The organism is Streptomyces hokutonensis, from assembly GCF_000376565.1.
GTDB lineage: Bacteria > Actinomycetota > Actinomycetes > Streptomycetales > Streptomycetaceae > Streptomyces > Streptomyces hokutonensis.
On record NZ_BARG01000014.1, the window covers coordinates 299,518 to 322,606 of the forward strand.

Sequence of the window (23,089 nt, forward strand, 5' to 3'; positions counted from 1 at the left end):
CCTACGACGGCACCGGCGCCCGCGTCGGCAGGGTCACCGTCACCGCGAGCCCCTCGCCCGGTGCCGTCCGCACCGCCACGTCCCCGCCGTGCGCCTGGACGACGCCCTGCACGATCGCCAGCCCCAGTCCGCTGCCCGCACCGCCGCCCGCCCGGAAGAAGCGGTCGAAGATCCGGGCCGCGTCGTCCTGGCACAGCCCCGGGCCCTTGTCCGCGACACACAGCCGTACGACCCCGTCCTCGCGCTCCAGACCGAGCCGCACGGGCACGTCGGCGGGGGTGTGGGTGCGGACGTTGGTCACCAGGTTGCCGAGTATCTGGCGCAGGCCCGACTCGTCGGCGCGCACCAGCAGGGAGCCGTCGGCGCCGACCGTGACCGGCCGCTCGGGCTGCTGGACCCGCAGGTCCTCGGCGGCGTCGCGCACCAGGCGGCTCAGGTCGACGTTCCTGAAGCGCAGTTCGGGCCGCTGGTCCAGGCGGGCCAGGGTGAGGAGTTCGTCGACGAGGCGGCCCATGCGGTCGGCCTCCGCGTTCATCCGGTCCCAGGCGCGTCTGCGCTCGTCGGGCTCGGTCAGCATGCCCTTGTCGTAGAGCTGGAGATAGCCGCGTATCGCCGACAGGGGGGTGCGCAGTTCGTGCGAGGCGTCGGCGACGAAGCGGCGGAGCTGGGCCGCCGTGCGCTCGCGCGTGCGGTACGCCGACTCCACCTGGTGGAGCATGGAGTTGAGGGCGAGGCGCAGCTGCTCGACCTCCTGGGTCGGATGGTGGCTGGAGGGCACACGCCGGGTCAGATCGCCCTCGGCGATCGCCGTCGAGGTCTCCACCATGTCCTCCAGGGGCCGCAGCCGCCGCCGCACGCTCATCATCGTGAGCGTGGCGAGCAGCACCAGCAGCAGGCTGCCGAAGGCGAGGTCCAGCTTGAGGGCCTTGGCCATGCCGTGGTGCAGGCCGCCGGTCGAGGCGGCGATCAGGATGTAGGTGCCGTCGGTGAGTCGGGTCCCGGTCGCCCGGTAGGAGTCGCCGCGCAGCGAGATGTCGCGCGGTGTGCGGTCCTTGGTGAGCTTGGCCGGGTCGCCGAAGGCGTCGGCGAGCGCGCGCTGCGCGGCGGTCGGGGCGTACCCGGCGATGGTGAGGACCTTGCCCTGGCGGTCGACCGCCGCGAACACCGTGTCCGGTTTCGGGGAGCCGGGCTGCTGCTGGGGCACCAGCCGGTCGCCGATGCCGGCCAGTGAGCTCAGTACGTTGATCTGCCGCATGGTGAGCTGCGAACTGCTCAGCGAGTCACGGGACTTGGTGAGCTCCGCGTCGACCTGGGCGAGCAGGTAGTGCCGCATGCCCATCAGGCTGACGGCGGTGGCCATGACGATGCCGAGGGCGAGCAGCGCGAGGTTGGCCAGGGTCAGCTTGGCGCGCAGCGAGTGGGCGCCGCGCTCGCAGTTCGGCAGCCGGAATTTCATGCGAGCCCGTATCCGACGCCCCGCCGGGTGGTGATCACGGGCGCTCCCAGGGTGTCCAGCTTGCGCCGCAGATAGCTGATGTAGGTCTCGACGACGGTCGACTCCGGCGGGGTGTGCTCGTACTGCCAGACATGGCGCAGCAGTTGCTCCTTGGGCACGATCCGGCCGCCGTTGCGCACCAGGAAGCGCAGCAGGGCGTACTCGGTGGGGGTCAGCTCGACCGAGCGGTCCGCGCGGTGCACCGAGTACGTCGTCTCGTCCAGCTCCAGGTCGCCGTAGCGCAGGGGCGGGCGCTGGGGGAGGACGTCGGCGGCGCGGGTGCGGCGCAGGACGGCGGTGATGCGGGCGACGACCACGTCGATGTCGAAGGGCTTGGTGATGTAGTCGTCGCCGAAGCCGAGGGCGCCGACGATCTCGGCCGGCGCGTCCCGCGCGGTGAGGAAGACGAGCGCCAGGTCGGGCCTGCGGGCGCGCAGTTCCTGACCCAGCGCGCGGCCGTCGCCGTCCGGGAGCATCACGTCGAGCAGCGCGCAGTCCGGGCGGGTGCGCTCGGCCAGCGCGAGCGCCTCGCGGACGGTGCCCGCGGTCATGACCTCGAAGCGGTGGTAGCGCAGCGCGATGGCGAGGACGTCGGCGATGCTCGGTTCGTCCTCCACCACCAGCACGGTTCCTGGAGCCGTCATGCCCCCAGTATCGGCGGCACCACTGACATCGGGGCCGTCCGGTCTTTGGAGTTCCTTGAGAGTCATGGCCAGGACGTGTCCACGCGCGTGTGCCACCGCCAATTGTGTAGCCCAGGACCTGGGGGACCATCCGACCGATCGACCGAGTCAACTCGGTTTTGCATAAGGAGTGTTGAGCGTGGCGGCATTGGCACGGTGGTGCTATCGGCACCGGCTGGTGGTCCTGTTGCTGTGGGTGGGGGCACTGTTCGGCCTGGGCTTCTCGGCGACGACGGCGGGGACGGACTACGCGAACGTCTTCTCCCTCCCGGACACGGACTCCAAGAGCGCGTACGACCTGATGCAGAAGGCGTTCCCGAACAGCTCGGGCGACACCGACACGGTGGTGTGGAAGGTCGACTCGGGCTCGGTCAAGGACCAGTCCGTACAGACGCGTATCCAGCCCGCCCTGGACAGGATCGCGGGCATGAAGGGCGTCGGCGAGGTCACCGGCCCCTACTCCGGCGCCCGGGGCGCGGCCCAGATCAGCTCCGACGGGACGATCGCCTACGCGCAGATCACCTTCGCCGAGCAGGCGAACGCGGTCCCCAAGGAGCTCGTCCAGAAGGTCGTCGACACCGCGCAGGCGGCCCGACAGAGCGGCCTCCACGTCGAGCTGGGCGGCCAGGCCGTCCAGCGGGTCGAGGAACCGCCGGGCGGCATCGCCGAGGGCGTCGGCATCCTCGCGGCGGCGATCGTCCTGTTCCTGGCCTTCGGCTCGTTCTACGCCGCCCTGCTGCCGATCGGCATCGCGATCTTCGGCGTCGGCACCGGCCTGTTCTCCACCCAGCTCCTCAGCCACGCCACCGACATCCCGGACCTGGCGCCCCTGCTGGCCACCCTGATCGGCCTCGGCGTCGGCATCGACTACGCCCTGTTCATCGTCACCCGGCACCGGCGCGGCCTCCAACGGGGCATGGATCCCGAGGAGTCGGCGGTCGTGGCCCTCAACACCTCGGGCCGCGCGGTGCTGTTCGCGGGCGGCACGGTGTGCATCGCGCTCGCCGGCATGCTGGTGACGCAGCTGCGCTTCCTGGACGGCGTGGTCATCGGCACCTCGCTCACGGTCGTCCTGAGCGTCCTGGCGGCCACGACCCTGCTGCCCGCGCTGCTCGGCTTCCTGGGCCCGCGCGTCCTCAGCCGCAAGCAGCGCCGCAAGCTGGAGAACGGGCCCGAGCCGGAGCGCACCGACAATCTCGCGGTCCGCTGGTCGGCCGCCGTGCAGAAGCGCCCGCGCCGGATCGCCGCCTTCGCCCTCGTCGTCATGGCCGTCCTCGCCTTCCCCGTGCTGTCGCTGCGCCTCGGCGCCACCGACCAGGGCAACGACAACGCCTCGACGACCACCAGGAAGGCGTACGACCTCCTGGCCGACGGCTTCGGGCCCGGCTTCAACGGTCCGCTCCAGGTGGTCACTTCGAGCGGTGACACGGCCACCCTGGTCAAGGACATCGAGGCCACGAAGGACGTGGCCCGGGTCGCCGCGCTGCCGCCCACGGGCGGGGTGACGGTCATCCAGGTCGTCCCGAAGACCTCACCGCAGTCCGTGGAGACCGACGACCTGATCGACACCCTGCGCGACAAGGTGATCCCCGAGGCCGGCGCGACCGGTCATGTCGGCGGCGTGACGGCCATCTCCAAGGACTTCGCGTCCGTCACGGGCGACCGTCTCCCGCTCTTCGTCGCGACGATCATCGGCCTGAGCTTCCTGTTGCTCCTGCTCGCGTTCCGCTCGCTCGTGGTCCCGCTGACGGCCGCCCTGATGAACCTCATTGCGGCGGCGGCCTCCTTCGGTGTCCTGGTGGCGATCTTCCAGTGGGGCTGGGGCCTGGACATGCTCGGCCTCGGCAAGGAGGGCCCGATCAACGCCTTCCTGCCGGTCATCATGCTGTCGCTGCTCTTCGGCCTCTCCATGGACTACCAGGTGTTCCTGGTGAGCCGTATGCACGAGGAGTGGGTCCACACCAAGGACAATGCCCGCGCGGTCCGCGTCGGCCTCGCGGAGACCAGCCGCGTCATCAACTCCGCCGCCCTCATCATGGTCTGCGTCTTCCTGGCCTTCGTCCTGAGCGGCAACACGGGCGCGGCGACGGCGGGCGTCGGCCTGGCCGCAGCGGTCGCCCTGGACGCGTTCATCCTGCGTACGGCCCTGGTGCCGGCCGCGATGCACCTCCTGGGCAACTCCAACTGGTGGCTCCCGGCCTGGCTCGACAAGAGCCTGCCGCACCTCGCGGTGGAACCCGCCGAGGAGGCCGCGCCGGCCGTCGCCGACGGCCCGTCCTCGGCCGTCCACGGCTTCGTCCGTACGACCGACGGGGAGCCCGTGGAGGGCGCGGCTGTCACGCTGCGGACGACCGGTGGACGCGAACTGGACCGCGTCGAGTCCCTGGCGGACGGCTCGTACATCGTGTCGGTGCCCGGCCCGGGGACCTACCTCCTGGCGACGACGGCACCGTCGTACGGCGCGACCGCCCGGCAGGTGACCGTGACGGACGATCCGCTGGTCTACGACGTCGAGCTGGCCGAGGGCGAGGTCGACGCCGTCAACTGACCGGAACGCTCAGGGGCGTTCGTCGTCGGCGGGACCGGCGGCGGACGCCCCGCGCTTGTCACCCTGCTGCTTCTTCGCCGGGTCGGGCAGCGCGTGGGTCATGCCCGGCAGGAAGTCCGTGAACAGCTCGTGCACCTCCAGGACGAGCGGGCGCAGCACCCGGAAGCGGGCCAGGGACACACCGCGCGCGGTGAGCCGGGCGCCGCGCTCGGCGAGCCGGTAGCTGCGCTCCCGCCCCTCGGTGCGGTCGAACACCCAGTACAGGACCAGCCCCATCTGGGAGAGCCACATCAACTCCGGGAGCACGTCCCGCAGTTCCGGCGCCACCTTGGTCTTCGCGCCGAACAGCACCTCCTTGTGGACGTCGATGGCCTGCACGCGCGCGTGCTCGCTCTCCGGGGAGAACGGGCTGAGCGGGCTGTCCGGGTCGGCGGCGTTCTTGAAGAACTGCACCGCGAACTCGTGGTAGGGCGTCGCGATGTCGAGCCACACCCGGAGCACGCCCGCGAGCCGCGCCTCCAGATCGGTCTCCCGGTCCAGCACCTCGCGGACCGCGAGCCGGTGCTCCTCGGCGATCCGGTCGTAGAAGCCCTGGATCAGGTGCTCCTTGCCGGCGAAGTAGTAGTAGGCGTTGCCTACGGAGACGCCCGCCTCCTTGGCGATGGCCCGCATCGTCGTCTTGTCGTAGCCGTGCTCCTGGAACAGCCGCATGGCCGTCTCCAGGATGAGCGCGCGGGTCTGCTCGGACTTGCTGGGGGTGGCGCCGTCGTCGGGGCCGTCGTTGTTCGCGGGCACGGGGACAGAGCCTATCCAGTGGGGCAGGAACCGCCGACGCAGCCCGGCCCGGTGTACGACCACCCGCGGCTCGGGTCGTACGTCCACCCGTCGCTCTGCCGGTACACACCGCCGCCCCACCGCCCGGGGCCCCACTGCGCCCCGCGCCACTTCGCGGCGGCGAGCACGGCGCCCTTGGCGAGCCGGGTGCCGGCGGGGGTGCTCAACCGGTGTGCCAGGGGCCGCTGTTCGCGCAGCGCCCACAGGGTGACGATCCAGGCGGCGGCACCCCGGTAGACCTGCCCGGAGTCGCCGACGACGGTGATCTCGTCGAGGGTGGCCCGGTGGTCGAGCCCGAGGAAGCGCCGGCGCGCCTCTTCGGAGGACGCCGGTACCAGCTCCAGGGGCACCAGCTGCGACTGCCGTACGAGCCAGTCGCGCAGGAAGGTGCACAGGGAGCAGTCGGCGTCGTACAGGACGGTGAGCCGGCGGACCGGGGTCGCCCGGTCCGCCGGGGCGGCTGCCACCGCGCTCACGCCCCGACCCAGTCCTGCGGCGCGACGGGCGGCACCTGCTCCCGCTCCATGACCCCACGCCTGCGGATCTTGTTGAGCACGTACACGTTGCCCAGGTGCATCACCCCGAGCACCAGCAGCACCACGCCCACCTTGGTCGACAGGGCCTCGAAGATGCCCCGGGTGTCCTCGATGGTGCCGTCCCCGCTGAGGTACAGGGCGACGAACCCGAGGTTCACGAGGTAGAAGCCCACTACGAGGAGGTGGTTGACGGCCTCCGCGAGTTTTTCGTTCCCCCGTAGGACGTCGGCGAGGAAGATCCGCCCGTTGCGGCTGAGCGTGCGGGCCACCCAGACGGTGAGTCCGATGCTGACGATCAGATAGATGACGTAGGCGACGACCGTGCGGTCCATGCGCCTCCCCCTTCTTGAACGCGTTCAAAAACGCTGACAGGAGAGACTGTAGAGATGTTTTTGAACGCGTTCAACTCACTTGCGCTGGGAGCTGTGTCACACCCGCCGCGCCAGCTCCGGCCGCTTCGTGTAGTCCGTGAACCCGATGACGTTGCCCCAGGGGTCGGCGATCTCGACGGTCCACCCGGTGGCCACGGAGAACGGCGCGTCGAGCAGCGCGATGCCGGCGGCGGTGAGGCGCTGCGCGGCCTTCCGCGCGTCCGGGACCTCCAGCCACACGCGGGGTGCGGGCCAGGGCGGTGGTCTGTGCCCCAGCCCGTCCTCCAGCCGCAGCAGCACCCCCGGCGTCTCGCCGCCGACCTTCAGGATCGCGATCCCGGCCTCGTCGAGCCGGAACCCCACGGTGAATCCGGCACGTTCGTAGAAGGGGACGGCTTCGGCGAGATCCCCTACGGGGAGGAGGAGGTTGTCGAAGCCGAGCAGTTCGTACGACTCTTCATCTGACATGCCGTCAGGTTAGGGCGATGATCGGCAAAGGCCGGGGATTGTTGACCGCAGGCGCGTTCGCATAATGTCGCGCTCATGGCAGATGTGGATGTGTTCGGGGGAGTCCGACTGCTCGGCCCGCCGGAGGCCGACGGCGAGTACATCGAGCTGAGCGACCACGAGACGCTCCATCTGCACGAGTACACGCGGATCTACGCCGTCCCCGGCCTCTACGAACACGTCGTCCAGGAACTGCTCCAGTGCACCTCGCCCCAGGTGGCGGCGGCGGGCTTCCTGCGCGCGGTCGAGCGCCTCGGCCTGGAGCCGGGCGGGCTGACGGTCCTCGACGTCGGCTCCGGCACGGGACTGGTCGGCGAGCTGGTGCGGGGCGGCGGTGCAGCCCGGGTCGTCGGGGTCGACGCGCTGCCGGCGGCGCGCGAGGCCGCGCTGCGCGACCGGCCGGGCGTCTACGCCGACTACGTGATCGGCGACTTCCAGCGCGACGACGACGCGCTCCGCGAGGCGCTGCGCCCGTACGCGCTCGGCGGACTGGTGTCGGCCGGAGCCTTCGGCGGCACCCACGCGACACCGAAGGCCCTTGAGAACGCGCTCGCGCTGCTGCCGGCCGGCGCGCCCGTCGCCTTCACGCTCGACGAGCGGTGGATGGACGAGTCGGATCCGGAGGGCTTCGGCACGGCGGTCGGGCGGCTGGTGGCCGACAGGCGTCTCGCGGTGCTGGAACGCACACGGTTCCAGCACCGGGTGACGACCACCGGGCAGCCGATCTTCTACGAGCTGCTCGTGGGCCGGACCGGCTGAGCCGCCGGGGCCGCCGGCAGTTTGGCCGGCAGGCCCATGCGGGACGTGATGCCCAGCTTGGTGTAGGCGTGGCTGAGGTGGAACTCGACCGTCTTGACGCTGAGGACGAGTTGGCGGGCGATCTGGCGGTTGGTCAGGCCGGACGTGGCCAGGCGGGCGATCACCAGTTCCTGCGGGGTGAGCGGGGAGTCGGACGCGGACGCCCCGCCGCTGGCGGCCAGTTCGCGTTCGCAGAGGGCCGCGCTCGGGGCGGCGCCCAGCTCGGTGAAGGTGCGTAGCGCCCGGCGCAGTTGCCCGGTCGCGTCGGTCCGCCTGCCCGCACGCCGCAGGAACGCGCCGTAGGCGAGCTGGACGCGGGCCCGGCCGAAGGGGTCCGGCACCTGTTCCGCGTGGCCCAGTGCCGTGCGGAACGACAGCTCCGCCGCACCCGGCGACCGGCGCGCCGCCAGCAGGGTGCCGCGCGCCCGGGCCGCGGCCGCCAGCCGGGAGTGCCGGCCCCGGTGAGCCGAGGGCGCGTCGAGGCCGTCCAGGATCCGCTCGGCCTGCCGGTGCTCCCCGAGCGCGGTGAGCGCGTCCACCAGCAGATCACGCCACGGCGCCACGACCGTCCGCGCCACCGGCTCCCGCTCCAGCAGGGGCAGCAGCGCGCCCGCCACCTCTTCCTGTGCTCCCCGCGCCGCCGCCAACTGGGCCCGCGCCCTTGCCACATGGGCGAAGCCCGATGCCCCGTGGCCGTAACCGCCGCTGCCCATGGCCTTCGCGAGGTACTCGGCGGCGCGCTCGGTCCGTCCCCGCAGCGCGAGCGCCCCCGCCGCGTCCGCGCAGGCGACCGGCTCCAGCCAGCCGAGGCCGCGGGTGAGGGCGGTCTGCGCCGCCGATTCGAGTTCGCGCAGGGCCACGTCCCAGTTCCCGAGGCGGAGTTCGGTCTCGCCCAGGAGGAGCTGGGCCGTCGCCCGCAGCGGCGCGGGACCGTTCCGGCACAGTGGCGCGGCCGAGCGCAGGTCCGCCCGGCTGCCCTCCAGGTCGTCGAAGCCGAGCCTGAGCGCGCTGCGGCCGAGCAGCAGGTCCACGTCGCCGGACTGGACGAGCACGGACTCCGGCAGCCCGGCCGCCCGTTCGATGCCCTCCTCCACGGCGTCCGTCAGGCCGAGGGCGGCCAGTTGGGCGTAGCGCAGCATTCCGCCGGTGAACGGCACGGGCGGCAGCGCCCCGGCCCGCTGCGCCCACCGTACGGCGGCCGCCGCCTCGCCCTGGAGGAGGCCGACGAGGGAGAGCCGTTCCGCGATGCGCCGGGCCAGCGCCGGGTCCAGGGCGGGGTCGCAGTGCCGCCACGCGTCGTCCAGGAGCAGCCGGGCGCTCGCCGTCTCGCCCCGGGCGAACGCGAGTTGGCCGTGTGCGTAGCGATGGGCGGCCCGTGTGCTGTCGCCCGGCAGGGCGCGCACCAGGTCGGCGGCCTCCTCCGCCCGCCCGTCGCAGAGCAGCGCGTCCGCCGCCTCCACGGTCAGCCGCTCCCGTTCGGGCCGGGTCGTCGCCAGCCGGGAGGCGTGCGCGGCCATCGACGCGGCCCGCGACCAGTGACCGGCGGCGGCCTGCCGGCGGGCGCCCGTGGCGAGGTCGGCGACGAGCGCCGGGTCCGGGCTGCGGCCCGCGAGCAGCTGGTGCCACGTACGGCTCGCGGCGTCCTTGCTGGCCCGCACCGCCCCGGTGTGCAGTTCGGCCCGCCGGGCCGGCCCCAACTGGTGGTAGACGGCGGCCTGGACCAGCGGGTGCGGAAAGGCCAGCTCGGGCGGGCCGCCCGCCGGACCCTCCTCCAACAGCCCCTGTCCCACGGCCTGTTCGACGGCGGGCAGCGGGTTCTCCAGACCGGCCAGCTGCGCCACCCGGTGCAGCGGCGCGCGCGGCCCGAGCACACTGGCCGCGGCCACCAGGTCCCGGGCCGGAGCGTCGCAGTGGGCGAGGCGGTCCCGGACCAGCAACTGGTACGAACGCGGCGCGGGCAGCGGGGAGTCGGCAGCGGCCAGGACCTCCGGGTCCACCTCGCGGATCAGCGCGCGTAGATACAGCGGATTGCCGCGGGTGTGGGCGTACAGTCGGCCGACGGCGTGCGGCGGCAGGCCCGCGGGCAGCAGCCGGTCGCACAGCGCGCCGGTCTGCTCGGCGGTCAGGCCGTCGAGCGCGAGGCGGAGGGTCTCGTCGTCAGCCAGCAACCTCCCCAGCCCCTTGGGGAGTTGGGCATCGGCCGGCGCGTGGACGGCCAGCACGGTGAGGACCGGCTCGGACAGCAGCCGGCGCAGCACGAAGGTGAGCGCGTCCAGCGACGGCGCGTCCGCCCAGTGGGCGTCGTCGATGACGAGTACGACGACGGTGTCCGCCGGGATCCGGTGGGCGAGGGCGAGCAGCCGCGCGCCGACCGCACCGGGCTCGTCCCGCGGCCCCGGCGCCTCCTCGCCCACCGAGGTCTGACTGAGGAGTTGGGCGAGGACGCCGTAGGCCAGGGCCGTCTCGTTCTCGGCGCCGCTGGCCTCCAGCACGCGGACCCGGTCCGCCGTACGCAGGAAGCGGCGGACCAGGGCGGTCTTCCCGATGCCGGGCGGACCTTCCACGACCATCAGCCGCGAGGCCCCGGCGCGGGCCTCGCGCAACCTGTTCTCCATTTCCCTGAGCTGCGGCTCCCGGCCGTGGAACGACGGTTCCCGGGCCTCGGCCGGTAGATGGGCATGGTGCAGCAGTGTGTTCACCGGCATGTCGACGTCTACCCCCGCAGTTGCGTCGGTGTTCCGGGCCATGGTGCTCGCCCTGCCACGGCGGTTCAACGCGTGTGCCGTTGAGCGGTCCGGCCGGTCGGATTCCGCGGCTCACCCCGCCAGAACGCGTACGGCGGGGACGGGCAGTGCGGCCAGCCTGCGCTGGACGAAGAACGTGTTCGAGTTCTGGTCCAGGCCCGCCACGGGGCCGATCCACCGCCAGCCCATCTTCGCGGCGTACTGCTCGGTGAAGCGCCGCCACTCGTCGGGGTTCGGATACCTCCGGTTCGCGTCGTGGAAGTAGACGTACGTCGAACCGAACTCCGTGGCGTTGCCGATCGGGTTCGCGATCGCCCCGCCGAGCGCCCGCACGGCCACCGACCTTGCGGCGGACGGCAGTTGGGCCCACGGCCGTTGCTGGAGGTCCAGGTAGGCGCGGCGCTGGCCGCGCGGGATGCCGGGCGGCGCGGGCGGTCCGAAGGTGCCGCCCGTCCGGACGAAGTCGGCGCGGCCCATGTTCCGCCTGCTCGCTCCCCAGCTCTTGAGGACCGGTTGCAGCGGGGTCGAGTAGGCCCGCAGAAAGGCGTTGAACGTCCGGTAGTAGGGGCGGGTGAGCAGCGCGTACCGGTTGAACATCGCCCAGATGACCGCGTGGCTGTCGGCGTCGTCCCGGCCGCCGGACTCCCCGATGATGAAGCGGGCGGTCCACTCGGCGTCTTCGGTGGTGAACTGGTAGGGGGCCTTGCCCTGGGCGCTCAGGATGCCGAGCCGCGGGGGTGCGGCGACCTCCAGGACAGGGGCGTGACTCCCGTGGGTGGCGGCCGACTTCGGTGCCGAGCGCGACGGCGGCGCGAAGCGCACGTGCAGATGGTTGTCGTGGTTCTCCAGGGGCTGTACGCCGTGCACCTCCGGGTCGTTGAAGAAGATCGCCCGGACCGGCAGCACGCCGTTGTTCCGCAGCAGGTCGACGAGTTCCTGGGTGAGCGACCGTGAGTAGGAGGCGTGACGCCAGTGCGTCGGTCCCTGGCGGTGGCCGGACTTCACCGGGTAGAGGTCCGCTTCGAGGCCGAGCCGGTGCGAGGTGCGCCCGGGCAGCGGGCCGCCGCCCCGGCGCCCGAGATCCCGGATGTCGAGCACGGGCCCCTGGGGGTGGGCCCGGTGCCAGGCGGCGGCGACGGCCATCAGGGCACGGACGGCCTCCGGCCGCCCGAACCGGTGCGTGGGCCGGCCCGGCACGCGGAAACCGGGGCCGTACGCGGGGAGTTGACAGCTGATGGCCGGGTCCCCGGCCACTCCCGCGGCAGTGCGCAGCAGCGCCCAGGTGGCGGGTCCGATGAGTCCGTCCGCCGGTGAAATGCCCTGCGCCGTCTGCCACTTCAGCGTCGCGGAGCCGAGCGCCGCCCAGTCCCAGTCCGTGCGGTGCGGGTCCAACACCCGCCGGACGGCCGGGAGATGGGCCTCCCAGCCGAGCGAACGGGCGTAGCCGCGGTTGCGGGCGGTGGTGGCGGGCAGATCCCCGGCCCGGGTCGGCGGCGGGCGCTCCGTCCCGTTCCGTACGGCGGTCGAGGTCGTCGGCATGACCTCACTCCCCTTCCGGGCGGCCGCGCCGGGCCGCGGCGGAACGCCCCGGGGGGAGCCCGGCGGGCCGTCGCTCGGGCTGCCTGCCGCGGGGCAGTTCCCTCGGTACGGCGGCGGCCCGGGGCAGTTGGGCCCAGGGCTCGGCGCGGCCCAGGGACTCCCTCGGCTCGGGCCGGCCCAGCTGCCGCGCGCCCCGCTGGTCGGAGCCCGCGCCGACGGCGTGCCGGCCCTGCTGCTCCAGCAGCCTGCGGCGCAGGTGTACGGCGGGCATGGTGGCGTCGACGCGCCCGTCCGTGCGCTCCAGACCGAGGTCCACGCCGGTCACCGAGCGGTACGAGTGCAGGTAGCCCTGGATCTCCGAGCGCCAGTAGCGGGCCCAGTTCGCCGCCTGGGTACGGTCGTTGACCGCGTTCCAGTTGCCGTAGCGGATCGACAGGAGCAGTTGCTCGCCGAACCGGCCGAGGTCGCGGAAGTGGATGACGGTGTCCGGGGTCCAGCCCTGGAGCCGCTTCATGGTGTCGACGCGGTCCATCCACTGCTCGGGATAGGCGACCATCGTGCGGCCGGGCAGGAACTCGCGCATCTCCGGGCGGGCCAGCAGCCACTCCTCCATCAGCATCTCCTGGCGGGCGGTCCAGGACAGGTCGCCGTACTGGTTGTGCTGGCCCTCGGTCAGCAGCAGATGGACGTCCTTGAGCGCGTTGAGGACCGGGAAGCCGTCCGCGATGATCGTGGTGTCGTCGTCCTCGCGGAAGAACACGGACGTCAGGCTCAGCAGGGTGTGGAAGGCCTCAAGGAACCGCGGCCGGCTGTCCACCGGCCTGATCGGCGGTGCGCCCGGCGCCAGTTGGGTGACCCCGTACTGGTGGTCGTACTCGTAGGCCCGGCGCAGCGGCGACAGCCGGTTCTGCTCGTCCTGCACATAGCCCCACATCAACTGGCTGAGGGCGCGCAGCGGATCGATGTCGACGTGGGCCAGCGGGTCGTAGTCGCCGGGGCCGTGCACGTTCTGGAAGCGTGCGGCGATCGCGTCGGCCGACTGGACCAGCATGCCCTCCTCGTGCCAGTACGACCAGATCAGTTCGAGGAAGCAGGGGAAGGTCAGCTTGTCGCGCAGGATGCCGAAGGCCTCCACACCGAACTTGTCCGCCTCCGTGATCGCCAGCTCGCCCAGCTTCAGCCGGATCACCCCGAGGTAGGGCAGCAGCGCCAAGTCCTGTTCGTCCGGGCGGCGTTCACCCGGCGAGTGGGCCGAGATGTAGCGCAGCCAGCGCTGCTGGATGGCCCGCCCGAAGGCGTCGCCGTCCACGTCGCCCGACTCGCCGTAGCGCCGCCGCTCCTCCTCCAGATCGACGCCGTCGAAGGGGGACGTCAGATCGGCGCTGTCGACGCGGACCCCGCACCGCACGATGAGGAACACCTCGGTGGCGACCTTCAGCAGCCGGTACGCGTCCACGCCGGGGTAGGTCGTGGCGCGCGGCCCGATCTTCTTGCGCGGCTCGCTGGGGTCGGGCAGCCCGCTGCCGGACATGATCGGGTCGATGAAGGCGCTGTACTCGTTGAACGAGATCCGGTCGGTGGAGCGGCGGATCGCCGTCCACAGGGCCTGGTCGTCCGTCGGGTCCGAACCCGCCCTGCGCAGCTGGACGTTGATGCTGTCGCCGGCGGCGATCGGCCGCACCTGCACGGTGAGGTCGGTCGCGGCCACGTCGTTCGCCGCGTTCGGGAGGTGGAACGTCACCCGGGCGGTGTACCCGCCGGGCCGCTGATCGTCCGGGACGTCCCAGACTGCGCGGGCGGGGTCCTGGGGGTCGGCCGGCAGCGGTCCGAAGCCAAGGACTTCCCAGGTGATGGTGGTCCCGGCAGGGGCCGGCTGGTCGGGTTTGGCGAACAGGGAGACGCGTCCGCCCTGTTGGATGTCTTGGGGCCGTACTTCGATCGTGGCCATGACGGCCTCCTCAACGTGTGCGTATGCGCTCCGCTGGACGGGTGGGTATGGGTTGTTGTTTTTCTGCGGCGCCGTTGGGGCTGGTCGCGCAGTTCCCCGCGCCCCTTTGGGGCGCGAGGTTGTCGAGGGTGGTGGAAAGGGCCCAGTGGGTGATCAGCTCCCCCAGCAGGCGGCTCTCCTCCTCCGGTGTGATCAGGGACGCGGCCCTCGCCTGGCCGAGGACCGCGAGGACGAGCGTGGGTGGGGCGGTGCGCAGCAGCTCGGGCTGTCGTGTCCAGCGTCGGTAGCGGGACAGCAGCAGCGCGGGCGTACGGCTGGAGCGGGGCATCAGGTCGGCCAGCCGGGCGCCGCTCAATGAGGGCGGGCGGTGGCCCGCCAGCAGCCGTACGAAGCGGGGCATGGACCGTTCGAGGATCGCGGTCAGCTCGCGAAGTTCGCGCGGGGCGCGGTGCGGTGGGTAGAGCGCGGCCCACAGCGCGCTGAGCTGCCGCCACTGCGGATGCGGGTACAGGGCGTCGCCCATGGCGCAGCTGAGGCGGACCCTGATGTACGGGAACGGGTGGGGGTCGTTCAGGGCCGGCGCGAGCACCAGCCGGCGCGGCAGGCTCACCACGGCCATCAGACCCAGGGTGCCGCCGATGCCGAGCTTCCCCACGGCGAAGAGGTCCGCGAGCACTTCGGAGAGGGTCAGCCCCCAGTAGTGGAACGCCGTCCGCTCGGCCGCCGTACCCGCGTGCCGCTCGATGTCGTACAGCACAGGCCGCAGTGAGCCGAGGAGCCCGAGCTGGGCGACCGCCTGGTGGCCGACCTCGTGGACCAGGGACGAGCCGATGCCGTATCCCACCATGCGTTCGCGGGGGATGCGGATCAGGGAGACCGGGCTGCGTCCGCCGCCGGGGATGCGGGTGTGCACCCGGCGGATCGCGCCGCCCGGACCGCGGGCGAGGTAGCAGATGATGGGCGGTGGGTCGGCGAGCGGGGTGCCCGGCGTGACGAGCGCGTCGACCGCCGCGACGTCCAGGCCGGCGAGCTGCACCCCGACGTCGTGTTCGCTGCGCTGGGTGACGGCTTCCGAGAAGACGTCGAAGTGGCTCAGTACGGAGTTGAACTCCCAGCGCAGCAACGAGAATTGATGCTGCTGCCACTCGGGGTCCCGGTCGCCGCCCGGCCCTTCCAGCCACTCCAGATACGCGCCGACCCGGTGCCGGAGCCTGCTCCGGCCCTCCATGAGGAAGCGCTCGATCGCGCCCTGGGCGGCGGCGGACGGTGCGGCGGCAGGCACCATGGTCTCGTGCAGCGCGAACGGCCTGACCCGGTTCAGACGGGTCAGCAGAGCGCGGGCCTCGCCTTCGAGCAGCGCGGTGGCTGCCGGCCGCAGGTCCATGGCGGTCAGGCCCCCATGATGACGATCTTGCGGCCCTGCCGGACCCAACGCCCCGACCGGGCACGGCCGTTGTGGTGACCTTCGTGATGGCCCTCGTGGTGACCTTCGTGATGGCGTTCGCGGTGACCTTCGCGGTGACCTTCGTGGTGGCCGTTGTGGTGCGCCCGCTCCTCGTGGCCCCAGCCCTCCTCCCGGGCGCGCCGCTCCTCCTCGGCGCGACCCCACTCCTCCTCTTCCTCCTCGGCGTGCTCCCAGCCACGCTCCTCACCGAACTCGCGCCGCTCCTCGCGCCGTTCCTCGCGGTTGCCCCACTCTCCGCGTCGCTCCTCGCGGTTGCCCCACTCCCCGCGCTGTTCCTCGCGGCGTCCCTCCTCACGCCGCTCCTCGCCGTGCCGCCATTCCTCCAGCGCCGGGGACGCGCCCCACTCCTCCTTGGCGGCGGGGGCGGCGGAGGCGGCGGCCGGTGCCACGGCCGGCTCCTCGACGAACGCGGGAATGGGGCCCGGCCAGGACCAGAACGCCGGCACGGCGAAACTCCCGAAGCGCCGGGCCACACCCGGTGCGTAACGGCGCGCCGCAGAGTGGACGGCCTGCTGCGCCAGGGCCCGCGGAGCGATCCGGCGCGAGCCGAACGCGGCGTTCCGCGCGGCGGCACCGCTCAGGGCGACGAAGCGCCGGGCGGTCTCGAACTCGTACTCCTCGTGGTCGATGCCCTCGCCCTCGACCTCGAACAGATTGCTCGCCCAGTCGCCCGCCTTGGCGCCGATCGCGGTGCCGATGCCGGGGCCGCCGATGGCCGTTCCGAGGGCGCCTCCGATGGCGGGCAGCGCCTGCTTGGCGACGTTCTTGAGGATGCCGCCGACGGCCTTGCCGGTCGCGGACCCCAGGAAGCCGCCGGCCTTCCGCGCGGCCGCCCTCAGCCACTTGCCCAGGAACTCCTCCAGCTCCTCCTCGGAGGTGACCCCCAACAGCTCGGTGGCCAGCTGGACTTCCTCCTCCTCGTCGAAGGGGCTCTCCAGCGACTCGGCGACCCGCTCCTCGCGGCGTCCCTCGGCACCGAACTCCTCTTCCTCCTCCCGGTAACGCCTTCCGTATTCCTCTTCGTACGGCTGCATGAGACCAGCCCCTCCCGGCAGTGAGCCGACGCGACCTGTCCAGACCCCCGAACCAGGGCCTGGAACCGCAACGTTGGCAGCGCGCCGGGCACGACGTCGCCAGGGAGGGGGCTGGGGAAGACCCTTGACCCGGCCGGTCCCAGGGTCCCTGGGGGGCGAGGGACGAGCGGCTCATACAGCCGGCAGTGCCGCTCCCCTCACCACCGGGAAGGGGCCATACTGATCAGCGTTCACAAGCGCATGGGGGAGGCGAGTGCGTGCGAAGGGTGCTGGCGGTGCACTTCGTGCCCTGTGCGCTCTTCGTCGGTTGCCTGTACGGGTTGGTGCGGGCGGGGAGCTTCTCGGGGCGTAGCGACTGGAGCGCCGTCCTGCCGTCGAGTCCGGCTGCCGCCGCCGGGGCCCTTCTTCTGGTCGGGGCTTGCGCTGCCGTACTCGGAATGCTGTTGCAGCCCTTCCAGGTACGGGCGGTGCGGGTGTTGGAGGGGTACTGGGACCGGTGGCCGGTCACGGCCGGATTCGCCGGGGTGTTGACGGAGGTGCAGCGCCGCCGCGGGCAGGCGCTCGCCGACCGGGCCGACATCGCGGCCGATGCGGGTGCTGATGCCCGGCGGGTCGCGGCCGATGCCTCCCGGCGTCTGACCACCCTGCCGGAACGCGCGCTGCTGCCCACCGCACTCGGCAACGCCTTGCGGGCGGGCGAGCTCAGCGCGGGAGAACGCTACGGACTCACCACCCTGTCCTCCTGGCCGCGTATCTTCCCGCAGGTGTCCGCCCCGCTCGCCCGGGCGCTGAGTTCGGCCCGCGACATGCTGGACACAGCGGTCAACCTCTGCCACGCCTTCCTCGCCTGCACCGTTCTCCTGCTGGCCGCCCTCTACGACGAACCGGGCCGATGGTGGCTGGTCGCGCTCGCGCTGGGCTCGGCAGCGGTGGCGTACAAGGGAGCGGTGATCGGGGCCTAGGCGTATGCGGGGCTGATGCATGTGGTTTATGACCTGCACCGTTTCGACCTGGTCGACGCCCTGCATCACCGACTGCCGGATCGTGACGGGGAGTGGGCGCTCTTCCAGAGTCTCTCCGACCGGTTCGCGGGGCAGCGGGTGAACCTGCCCTACACGCACGGGAGTTCACGCCCGGACGAGGCTGAAGGCTCCGGCGAGCCCTAGAAGGTGCAGACCGACTTCGCGAGCCGTATCGGCATCGGTGCCCGCCCGGGGGCCGGTGCCGCTGACGCGGGTGAGGACGGTGCCGGCGGTCCGGACCGTGACGGGCCAGTCCTTGGGCACGGTCAGATGCACATGGCCCGCCACCGCCGTCACCTGGACCGTCAGGCTGCCGTCGAGGAGCGAGCCGGTCAGGTCGGCGCGCAACTCACCGGCTATGGCCCGGAGTACCACCTGCGACGTGTCCGTACGGCTGCCGAGCCCGTCCGTTGTACGAACCCGGCCGGTCGCCAGGACCCGCGTCCACCGGTGCGACTCCGCCTCGCGGGAGGACAACGACAGCGCCAGGCCTACGAGGATCAGAGCGGCCGGTGCGACGAAGTCGCTCAGGGTGCGGGTGCTGATGCCGTGCGCCGCCGCCAGGCCACCCAGGGCCAAGGTGGTGAGCAGTCCGGGTGCGATGAGAGAGCCGGGCGCGATGACCGAGCGCAGCAGGTTCACCAGGGCCAGGGCGAGCAGCAGCCAGGGCCACCATGCGGAGAGCCAGTCCGCGGCGGCCCGGACCCGGTGCGTGCTGTCGCCGAGGGTGAAACTGCCGACGACCAGGACGGCCAGGCCGAGCCACAGACGGGTGCGTTGACCACTCCGGCCCCCGGTCCGACCCCCTGCGCCCGCCACGGGCGCCATCGTAGTGGGGTGATCCGGCGGGCTTCTGGGGCGGGGCGGCTACAGGTTGAAGTCGAAGCGCGCCTTGTTCGCGAACTCCGACTCGGTTTGCAAGGCTTCGTAGGACCCTTTGCAGGCCACGTGGACGGACGGAGGCAGGTAACGGAACGCGCAGCTCTCCGCGTGCCGGTACATGAACTGGGCGTTGTATGTGGCGAGATAGATGTCCATCGCCTCGGCGCCGCCCTTCAGCGTGGTGTGCCAGGCGGCTGTTGTGTCGCCTTGGAGTGCGGGGCCGACCACGATGAAGCAGCGGTGGCCCCGGCAATCCGCGGTACCTGGTTCAGCGACCTTGTCTTCGCCCGGCAAGGTCATGGCATGGGATGTCATGAGTTCTCCCTCGGTTTGGCGGTCGCGCTCAGCCTGTCCCCAAGCTTCCGGCGCTGTTTCGGGTTCTTGCGGTAGATGGCGAGCGTCCAAAGCACCTCCGCGCTGGTGTACAGCAGCACCAGCCCGGCGGCCGCCCATCGGCACGGGGCTTGTTGGCTACCGTCCGGTGGGATCAGGACGGTGATGATGCCCAGGCTCAGCAGGACGGTTCCCGCGTTGAAGCAGCGGACTGCCCGGTCGTTGTTGCGCGCCCACTTGTCGTAGTCGTCGCCCTGCGATGCGTACAGCTCGGTCAACAGCGCCTCGTCTTCGGGGCTGCCGTCGAGGTCGTACCAGTCGTGGATGTCCTGGCGTGAGTAGAAGAACTGCCGTGAGTAGTAGTGCAGTTGGATGCTGGCCAGCAGAGCCATCGAGGTGGCCACGAGCATCAGCAGACTCACGCCGGGCCAGTAGAAGGTCTTCTTGTCCGTGTCCGCCGCGGCGACGACTCCGGCCAGGGCCAGCGCGGCCCCGGTGAGCAGTGGGGCGGCAATGGAGTGGGCTTCTTTCGATGCGTGCCCGTATCCCAGCGGCACGGGTGCCTTCAGCAGCGCCATGGTCCCCCTCCCGAGCCGACTGGCTTCAGATGAGGAGTGTGACGGCGGAACGTGTTCGTCGGCAGGAGCGCAAACCGGCCAAAAACACCAGAGGGCCCTGTTTCCGAAGTAACGGAAACAGGGCCCTGAGGCAGTACGGGGAAGGTCAGAACCGCCGCGTGATCAGTGCCCGCTTCACTTCCTGGATCGCCTTCGTGACCTCGATGCCTCGGGGGCAGGCGTCCGTGCAGTTGAAGGTGGTGCGGCAACGCCACACGCCGTCGCGGTCGTTGAGGATCTCCAGGCGTTGTTCGCCCGCCTCGTCACGGCTGTCGAAGATGAAGCGGTGGGCGTTGACGATGGCGGCCGGGCCGAAGTACTGGCCGTCGTTCCAGAAGACCGGGCAGGACGACGTGCACGCGGCGCACAGGATGCACTTCGTGGTGTCGTCGAAGCGCTCGCGGTCCTCGGCCGACTGGAGGCGCTCGCGTGTCGGCTCGTTCGTGTCCTTGGTGATCAGGAACGGCATCACGTCTCGGTACGCCTGGAAGAACGGGTCCATGTCGACGACCAGGTCCTTCAGGACCGTCAGACCCTTGATCGGCTCGACCGTGATCGGCTTCTCGGGGTTGAGGTCCTTGATCAGGGTCTTGCAGGCGAGACGGTTCTTGCCGTTGATCCGCATCGCGTCCGAACCGCAGATGCCGTGCGCGCACGAGCGGCGGAAGGTCAGCGTGCCGTCGATGTCCCACTTGATCTTGTGGAGACCGTCGAGGACGCGCTCCTTGGGGTCGATCTCCAGCTGGAAGTCTTCCCACGTCGCTTCCGCCGAGACCTCGGAGTTGAAGCGGCGGATGCGGAAGGTGACCGTGATGTAGGGGGAGTCGGCGAAGCCGGGCTCGGGCTGGCCGGCCGCTTCTTCCTTGTCCAGAACAGGGGTTGCCATCAGTACTTACGCTCCATCGGCTGGTAGCGGGTCTGGACGACCGGCTTGTAGTCGAGACGGATGGACTCGGTGCCGTCGTCGCCGACCTCGCGGTACGCCATGGTGTGGCGCATGAAGTTGACGTCGTCGCGGTTCGGGTAGTCCTCGCGGTAGTGACCGCCGCGGGACTCCTTGCGGGCGAGCGCGGAGACCGCCATGACCTCGGCGAGGTCGAGCAGGTTGCCCAGCTCGATGGCCTCGAGGAGGTCGGTGTTGAACCGGCGGCCCTTGTCCTGGATCGAGACGTTGCGGTAGCGCTCGCGCAGCTCCGCGATCTTCTCGACCGCCGTCTTGATGGTCTGCTCGGTGCGGAACACCATGACGTTCGCGTCCATGGTCTCCTGCAGCTCGCGGCGGATGACCGCCACGCGCTCGGTGCCCGTGGAGTTGCGCAGGTGCTCGACCTGGTCGATGACCTGCTGCGCCGGGTTCTCCGGCAGCTCGACGTAGGACGCCTTCTGGCTGTACTCCGCCGCCGCGATGCCCGCCCGGCGCCCGAACACGTTGATGTCCAGGAGCGAGTTGGTGCCGAGGCGGTTGGCGCCGTGGACGGACACGCAGGCGACCTCGCCGGCCGCGTACAGGCCCGGGACCACCGTGGTGTTGTCCGTGAGGACCTCACCCTCGACGTTCGTCGGGATGCCGCCCATCGCGTAGTGCGCGGTGGGCTGGATCGGGATCGGGTCCGTGTACGGCTCGATGCCGAGGTAGGTGCGCGCGAACTCCGTGATGTCCGGGAGCTTGGCGTCCAGCTGCTCCGGCGGGAGGTGGGTGAGGTCGAGGTAGACGTGGTCGCCCTCGGGACCGCAGCCGCGGCCCTCACGGATCTCCGTGTAGATGGAGCGGGACACGACGTCACGGGACGCGAGGTCCTTCATGACCGGCGCGTACTTCTCCATGAAGCGCTCGCCGTCCTTGTTGCGGAGGATGCCGCCCTCACCGCGGGCGCCCTCCGTCAGCAGGATGCCCATGCGCCAGATGCCGGTCGGGTGGAACTGGAAGAACTCCATGTCCTCCAGCGGCAGTCCGCGACGGTAGACCGCCGCCTGGCCGTCGCCCGTCAGCGTGTGCGCGTTCGACGTCACCTTGAAGAACTTGCCGCAGCCGCCGGACGCGTAGATCACTGCCTTCGCCTGGAAGACGTGGATCTCGCCGGTCGCCAGTTCGTACGCGACCACGCCCACGGACGTCTTCACGCCGTCGACGTCGGCGATCAGCTGGTCGAGGACGTAGAACTCGTTGAAGAACTCCACGCCCTCCTTCACGCAGTTCTGGTACAGCGTCTGGAGGATCATGTGGCCGGTGCGGTCGGCCGCGTAGCAGGAGCGGCGGACGGGCGCCTCGCCGTGGTTGCGGGAGTGGCCACCGAAACGCCGCTGGTCGATCGTGCCGTCCGGCGTGCGGTTGAACGGCAGGCCCATCTTCTCCAGGTCGAGGACGGAGTCGATGGCCTCCTTCGCCAGGATCTCGGCGGCGTCCTGGTCGACCAGGTAGTCGCCGCCCTTGATCGTGTCGAAGGTGTGCCACTCCCAGTTGTCCTCCTCCACGTTGGCGAGCGCGGCGGCCATACCGCCCTGCGCGGCGCCCGTGTGGGAGCGGGTGGGGTACAGCTTCGTCAGGACCGCGGTGCGGCTGCGCTTCGTCGACTCGATCGCGGCGCGCATACCGGCGCCGCCCGCGCCGACGATGACGGTGTCGTATTTGTGGATCTTCATCAGAATTCCTCAGTCCCTCAGCCCGGTGGCCTAGCGGATGTTCGGGTCGAAGGTGAAGATCACCAGCGTGCCCAGCAGGATGGTGAACACCGTGGCGGTGTAGAGCAGGCCCTTGAGCCACAGCCGGGTGTTCGCGCGCTCCGCGTAGTCGTTGATGACCGTGCGCAGGCCGTTGGCGCCGTGCAGCATCGCCAGCCAGAGCATCAGCAGGTCCCAGACCTGCCAGAACGGCGAGGCCCAGCGGCCGGCCACGAAGGCGAAGCCGATCTTGGAGACACCGCCGTCGAGCACCAGCTGGATCAGCAGGTGGCCGAGGACCAGGACGACCAGCACGACGCCGGACAGGCGCATGAAGAGCCAGCCGTACATCTCGAAATTGCCCCGGGTCGACTTCGGGGTCTTCTTGGTGCGCTTGCGGGGGGCCTCGATGAGCGGCGCGGGGTTGTCTACGGTGTAGACGGCCGCGCTCTCCACCGGGCCGATGCCCGACGCTGCGGTTTCAGTCGTGGACATCTGCGTCAGCTCCCGAAGAGAACACGAGCGGCGTGGCCGAGCACGGGGTAGATCGCCCCGAGCATGAGCACGATCCACAGGCCTACGACGGACCAGAGCATCTGCTTCTGGTAGCGCGGGCCCTTCGACCAGAAGTCGACGGCGATGACGCGCAGGCCGTTGAGGGCGTGGAAGAGGATCGCGGCGACGAGGCCGTACTCCAGCAGTGCGACGATCGGCGTCTTGTAGGTGGCTACGACCTTGTCGTAGTCCTCGGGGGAGACACGCACAAGAGCGGTGTCCAGCACGTGTACGAACAGGAAGAAGAAGATGAGGACGCCGGTGACTCGATGAGCCACCCAGGACCACATTCCTTCCCGGCCGCGGTACAGCGTTCCAGCCGGCACGGAAGAACCCTCCGGGAGCGGGGATTTAGGGCCGCGCCGGCTTCTCTGTCGGTCGGGCCCGGCCGGGTACGGTCCACCGGCCCTCAGCATCGTAACCAGGTGCTGACACGGGTCTTACGGCGGGCCTGCTTGTGTGATCAAACTGGCACCCAAAGGTGCGCGTATGGGCTAGTTTCGGGCGGCTGGTCGGGTGC

At 71.1% G+C, this 23,089-nt stretch carries 22 protein-coding genes; 4 read left to right on the forward strand and 18 right to left on the reverse strand.

Going from position 1 to position 23,089, the window contains the following annotated elements:
* Window position 1 precedes the first annotated feature (1 nt).
* Both SSP08S_RS06975 and SSP08S_RS06980 read right to left on the reverse strand, forming a co-directional pair.
* On the reverse strand, window positions 2–1,456 hold the full coding sequence (locus tag SSP08S_RS06975; protein WP_019066857.1) for a sensor histidine kinase: 1,455 nt from the start codon (window positions 1,454–1,456) through the stop codon (window positions 2–4).
* Window positions 1,453–2,139: a response regulator transcription factor gene (locus SSP08S_RS06980; protein WP_043259283.1), complete on the reverse strand. Its 687-nt coding sequence runs from the start codon at window positions 2,137–2,139 to the stop codon at window positions 1,453–1,455. Before SSP08S_RS06980 ends, SSP08S_RS06975 begins: the two co-directional genes overlap by 4 nt.
* Window positions 2,140–2,326: 187 nt before the next feature.
* Between SSP08S_RS06980 and SSP08S_RS06985 the strand changes: the two genes are divergently transcribed.
* Window positions 2,327–4,726, forward strand: a complete 2,400-nt coding sequence (locus SSP08S_RS06985) for an MMPL family transporter (RefSeq protein ID WP_019066859.1) — start codon at window positions 2,327–2,329, stop codon at window positions 4,724–4,726.
* Between the two features lie 9 nt (window positions 4,727–4,735).
* Here SSP08S_RS06985 and SSP08S_RS06990 read toward each other — a convergent pair whose 3' ends face one another.
* The 4 genes from SSP08S_RS06990 to SSP08S_RS07005 form a co-directional block, all read right to left on the reverse strand.
* On the reverse strand, window positions 4,736–5,521 hold the full coding sequence (locus SSP08S_RS06990) for a TetR family transcriptional regulator (protein ID WP_019066860.1): 786 nt from the start codon (window positions 5,519–5,521) through the stop codon (window positions 4,736–4,738).
* Between the two features lie 11 nt (window positions 5,522–5,532).
* On the reverse strand, window positions 5,533–6,036 hold the full coding sequence (locus tag SSP08S_RS06995) for a thiol-disulfide oxidoreductase DCC family protein (protein ID WP_019066861.1): 504 nt from the start codon (window positions 6,034–6,036) through the stop codon (window positions 5,533–5,535).
* Window positions 6,033–6,428, reverse strand: coding sequence for a hypothetical protein (locus SSP08S_RS07000; RefSeq protein WP_019066862.1), 396 nt, complete (start codon window positions 6,426–6,428; stop codon window positions 6,033–6,035). Before SSP08S_RS07000 ends, SSP08S_RS06995 begins: the two co-directional genes overlap by 4 nt.
* 96 nt (window positions 6,429–6,524) lie before the next feature.
* Window positions 6,525–6,935 (reverse strand): VOC family protein, encoded by a 411-nt coding sequence (locus SSP08S_RS07005; RefSeq protein WP_019066863.1) that lies wholly within the window; start codon window positions 6,933–6,935, stop codon window positions 6,525–6,527.
* A 75-nt stretch (window positions 6,936–7,010) separates the two neighbouring features.
* Between SSP08S_RS07005 and SSP08S_RS07010 the strand changes: the two genes are divergently transcribed.
* On the forward strand, window positions 7,011–7,733 hold the full coding sequence (locus SSP08S_RS07010; protein WP_245607837.1) for a class I SAM-dependent methyltransferase: 723 nt from the start codon (window positions 7,011–7,013) through the stop codon (window positions 7,731–7,733).
* Here the strand turns inward: SSP08S_RS07010 and SSP08S_RS54890 are convergent.
* The 5 genes from SSP08S_RS54890 to SSP08S_RS58125 all read right to left on the reverse strand — a co-directional run bounded on the left by SSP08S_RS54890 (window position 7,703) and on the right by SSP08S_RS58125 (window position 16,502).
* Window positions 7,703–10,477, reverse strand: coding sequence for an ATP-binding protein (locus SSP08S_RS54890; RefSeq protein WP_019066865.1), 2,775 nt, complete (start codon window positions 10,475–10,477; stop codon window positions 7,703–7,705). The two genes, SSP08S_RS07010 and SSP08S_RS54890, sit on opposite strands and share 31 nt — an antisense overlap.
* A 111-nt stretch (window positions 10,478–10,588) precedes the next feature.
* Complete coding sequence (locus SSP08S_RS07020) at window positions 10,589–12,055, reverse strand: penicillin-insensitive murein endopeptidase (RefSeq protein WP_019066866.1); 1,467 nt, start codon at window positions 12,053–12,055, stop codon at window positions 10,589–10,591.
* Between the two features lie 4 nt (window positions 12,056–12,059).
* Window positions 12,060–14,003, reverse strand: coding sequence for a hypothetical protein (locus tag SSP08S_RS54895; protein ID WP_019066867.1), 1,944 nt, complete (start codon window positions 14,001–14,003; stop codon window positions 12,060–12,062).
* A gap of 10 nt (window positions 14,004–14,013) precedes the next feature.
* On the reverse strand, window positions 14,014–15,387 hold the full coding sequence (locus SSP08S_RS07030; protein WP_019066868.1) for a hypothetical protein: 1,374 nt from the start codon (window positions 15,385–15,387) through the stop codon (window positions 14,014–14,016).
* Between the two features lie 5 nt (window positions 15,388–15,392).
* Window positions 15,393–16,502 carry a hypothetical protein gene (locus SSP08S_RS58125; RefSeq protein WP_020684318.1) on the reverse strand — a complete coding sequence of 370 codons (1,110 nt, stop codon included), beginning with the start codon at window positions 16,500–16,502 and terminating at the stop codon, window positions 15,393–15,395.
* Between the two features lie 437 nt (window positions 16,503–16,939).
* Between SSP08S_RS58125 and SSP08S_RS63255 the strand changes: the two genes are divergently transcribed.
* Together SSP08S_RS63255 and SSP08S_RS63260 are read left to right on the forward strand one after the other, a co-directional pair.
* On the forward strand, window positions 16,940–17,464 hold the full coding sequence (locus tag SSP08S_RS63255; protein WP_019066869.1) for a hypothetical protein: 525 nt from the start codon (window positions 16,940–16,942) through the stop codon (window positions 17,462–17,464).
* 15 nt (window positions 17,465–17,479) lie between these two features.
* Complete coding sequence (locus SSP08S_RS63260) at window positions 17,480–17,668, forward strand: hypothetical protein (RefSeq protein WP_019066870.1); 189 nt, start codon at window positions 17,480–17,482, stop codon at window positions 17,666–17,668.
* Here SSP08S_RS63260 and SSP08S_RS07045 read toward each other — a convergent pair.
* The 7 genes from SSP08S_RS07045 to sdhC all read right to left on the reverse strand — a co-directional run bounded on the left by SSP08S_RS07045 (window position 17,630) and on the right by sdhC (window position 22,895).
* A complete protein-coding gene (locus SSP08S_RS07045) occupies window positions 17,630–18,343 on the reverse strand; it encodes a LiaF transmembrane domain-containing protein (RefSeq protein WP_158697138.1) in 714 nt (237 codons plus the stop codon). The two genes, SSP08S_RS63260 and SSP08S_RS07045, sit on opposite strands and share 39 nt — an antisense overlap.
* 48 nt (window positions 18,344–18,391) lie before the next feature.
* A complete protein-coding gene (locus SSP08S_RS07050; protein WP_158697139.1) occupies window positions 18,392–18,721 on the reverse strand; it encodes a hypothetical protein in 330 nt (109 codons plus the stop codon).
* Window positions 18,718–19,317: a hypothetical protein gene (locus SSP08S_RS54910; protein WP_019066873.1), complete on the reverse strand. Its 600-nt coding sequence runs from the start codon at window positions 19,315–19,317 to the stop codon at window positions 18,718–18,720. The genes SSP08S_RS07050 and SSP08S_RS54910 overlap by 4 nt, the downstream gene beginning before the upstream one ends.
* A gap of 145 nt (window positions 19,318–19,462) precedes the next feature.
* A complete protein-coding gene (locus tag SSP08S_RS07060; RefSeq protein WP_019066874.1) occupies window positions 19,463–20,242 on the reverse strand; it encodes a succinate dehydrogenase iron-sulfur subunit in 780 nt (259 codons plus the stop codon).
* Window positions 20,242–21,996, reverse strand: a complete 1,755-nt coding sequence (gene sdhA / locus SSP08S_RS07065) for a succinate dehydrogenase flavoprotein subunit (RefSeq protein WP_019066875.1) — start codon at window positions 21,994–21,996, stop codon at window positions 20,242–20,244. The genes SSP08S_RS07060 and sdhA overlap by 1 nt, the downstream gene beginning before the upstream one ends.
* Before the next feature lie 30 nt (window positions 21,997–22,026).
* A complete protein-coding gene (locus tag SSP08S_RS07070; protein WP_019066876.1) occupies window positions 22,027–22,509 on the reverse strand; it encodes a succinate dehydrogenase hydrophobic membrane anchor subunit in 483 nt (160 codons plus the stop codon).
* 5 nt (window positions 22,510–22,514) lie between these two features.
* The gene (gene sdhC, locus SSP08S_RS07075) at window positions 22,515–22,895 is read right to left on the reverse strand and encodes a succinate dehydrogenase, cytochrome b556 subunit (protein WP_078532361.1); all 381 of its coding nucleotides are present in this window, start codon (window positions 22,893–22,895) and stop codon (window positions 22,515–22,517) included.
* Window positions 22,896–23,089 lie beyond the last annotated feature (194 nt).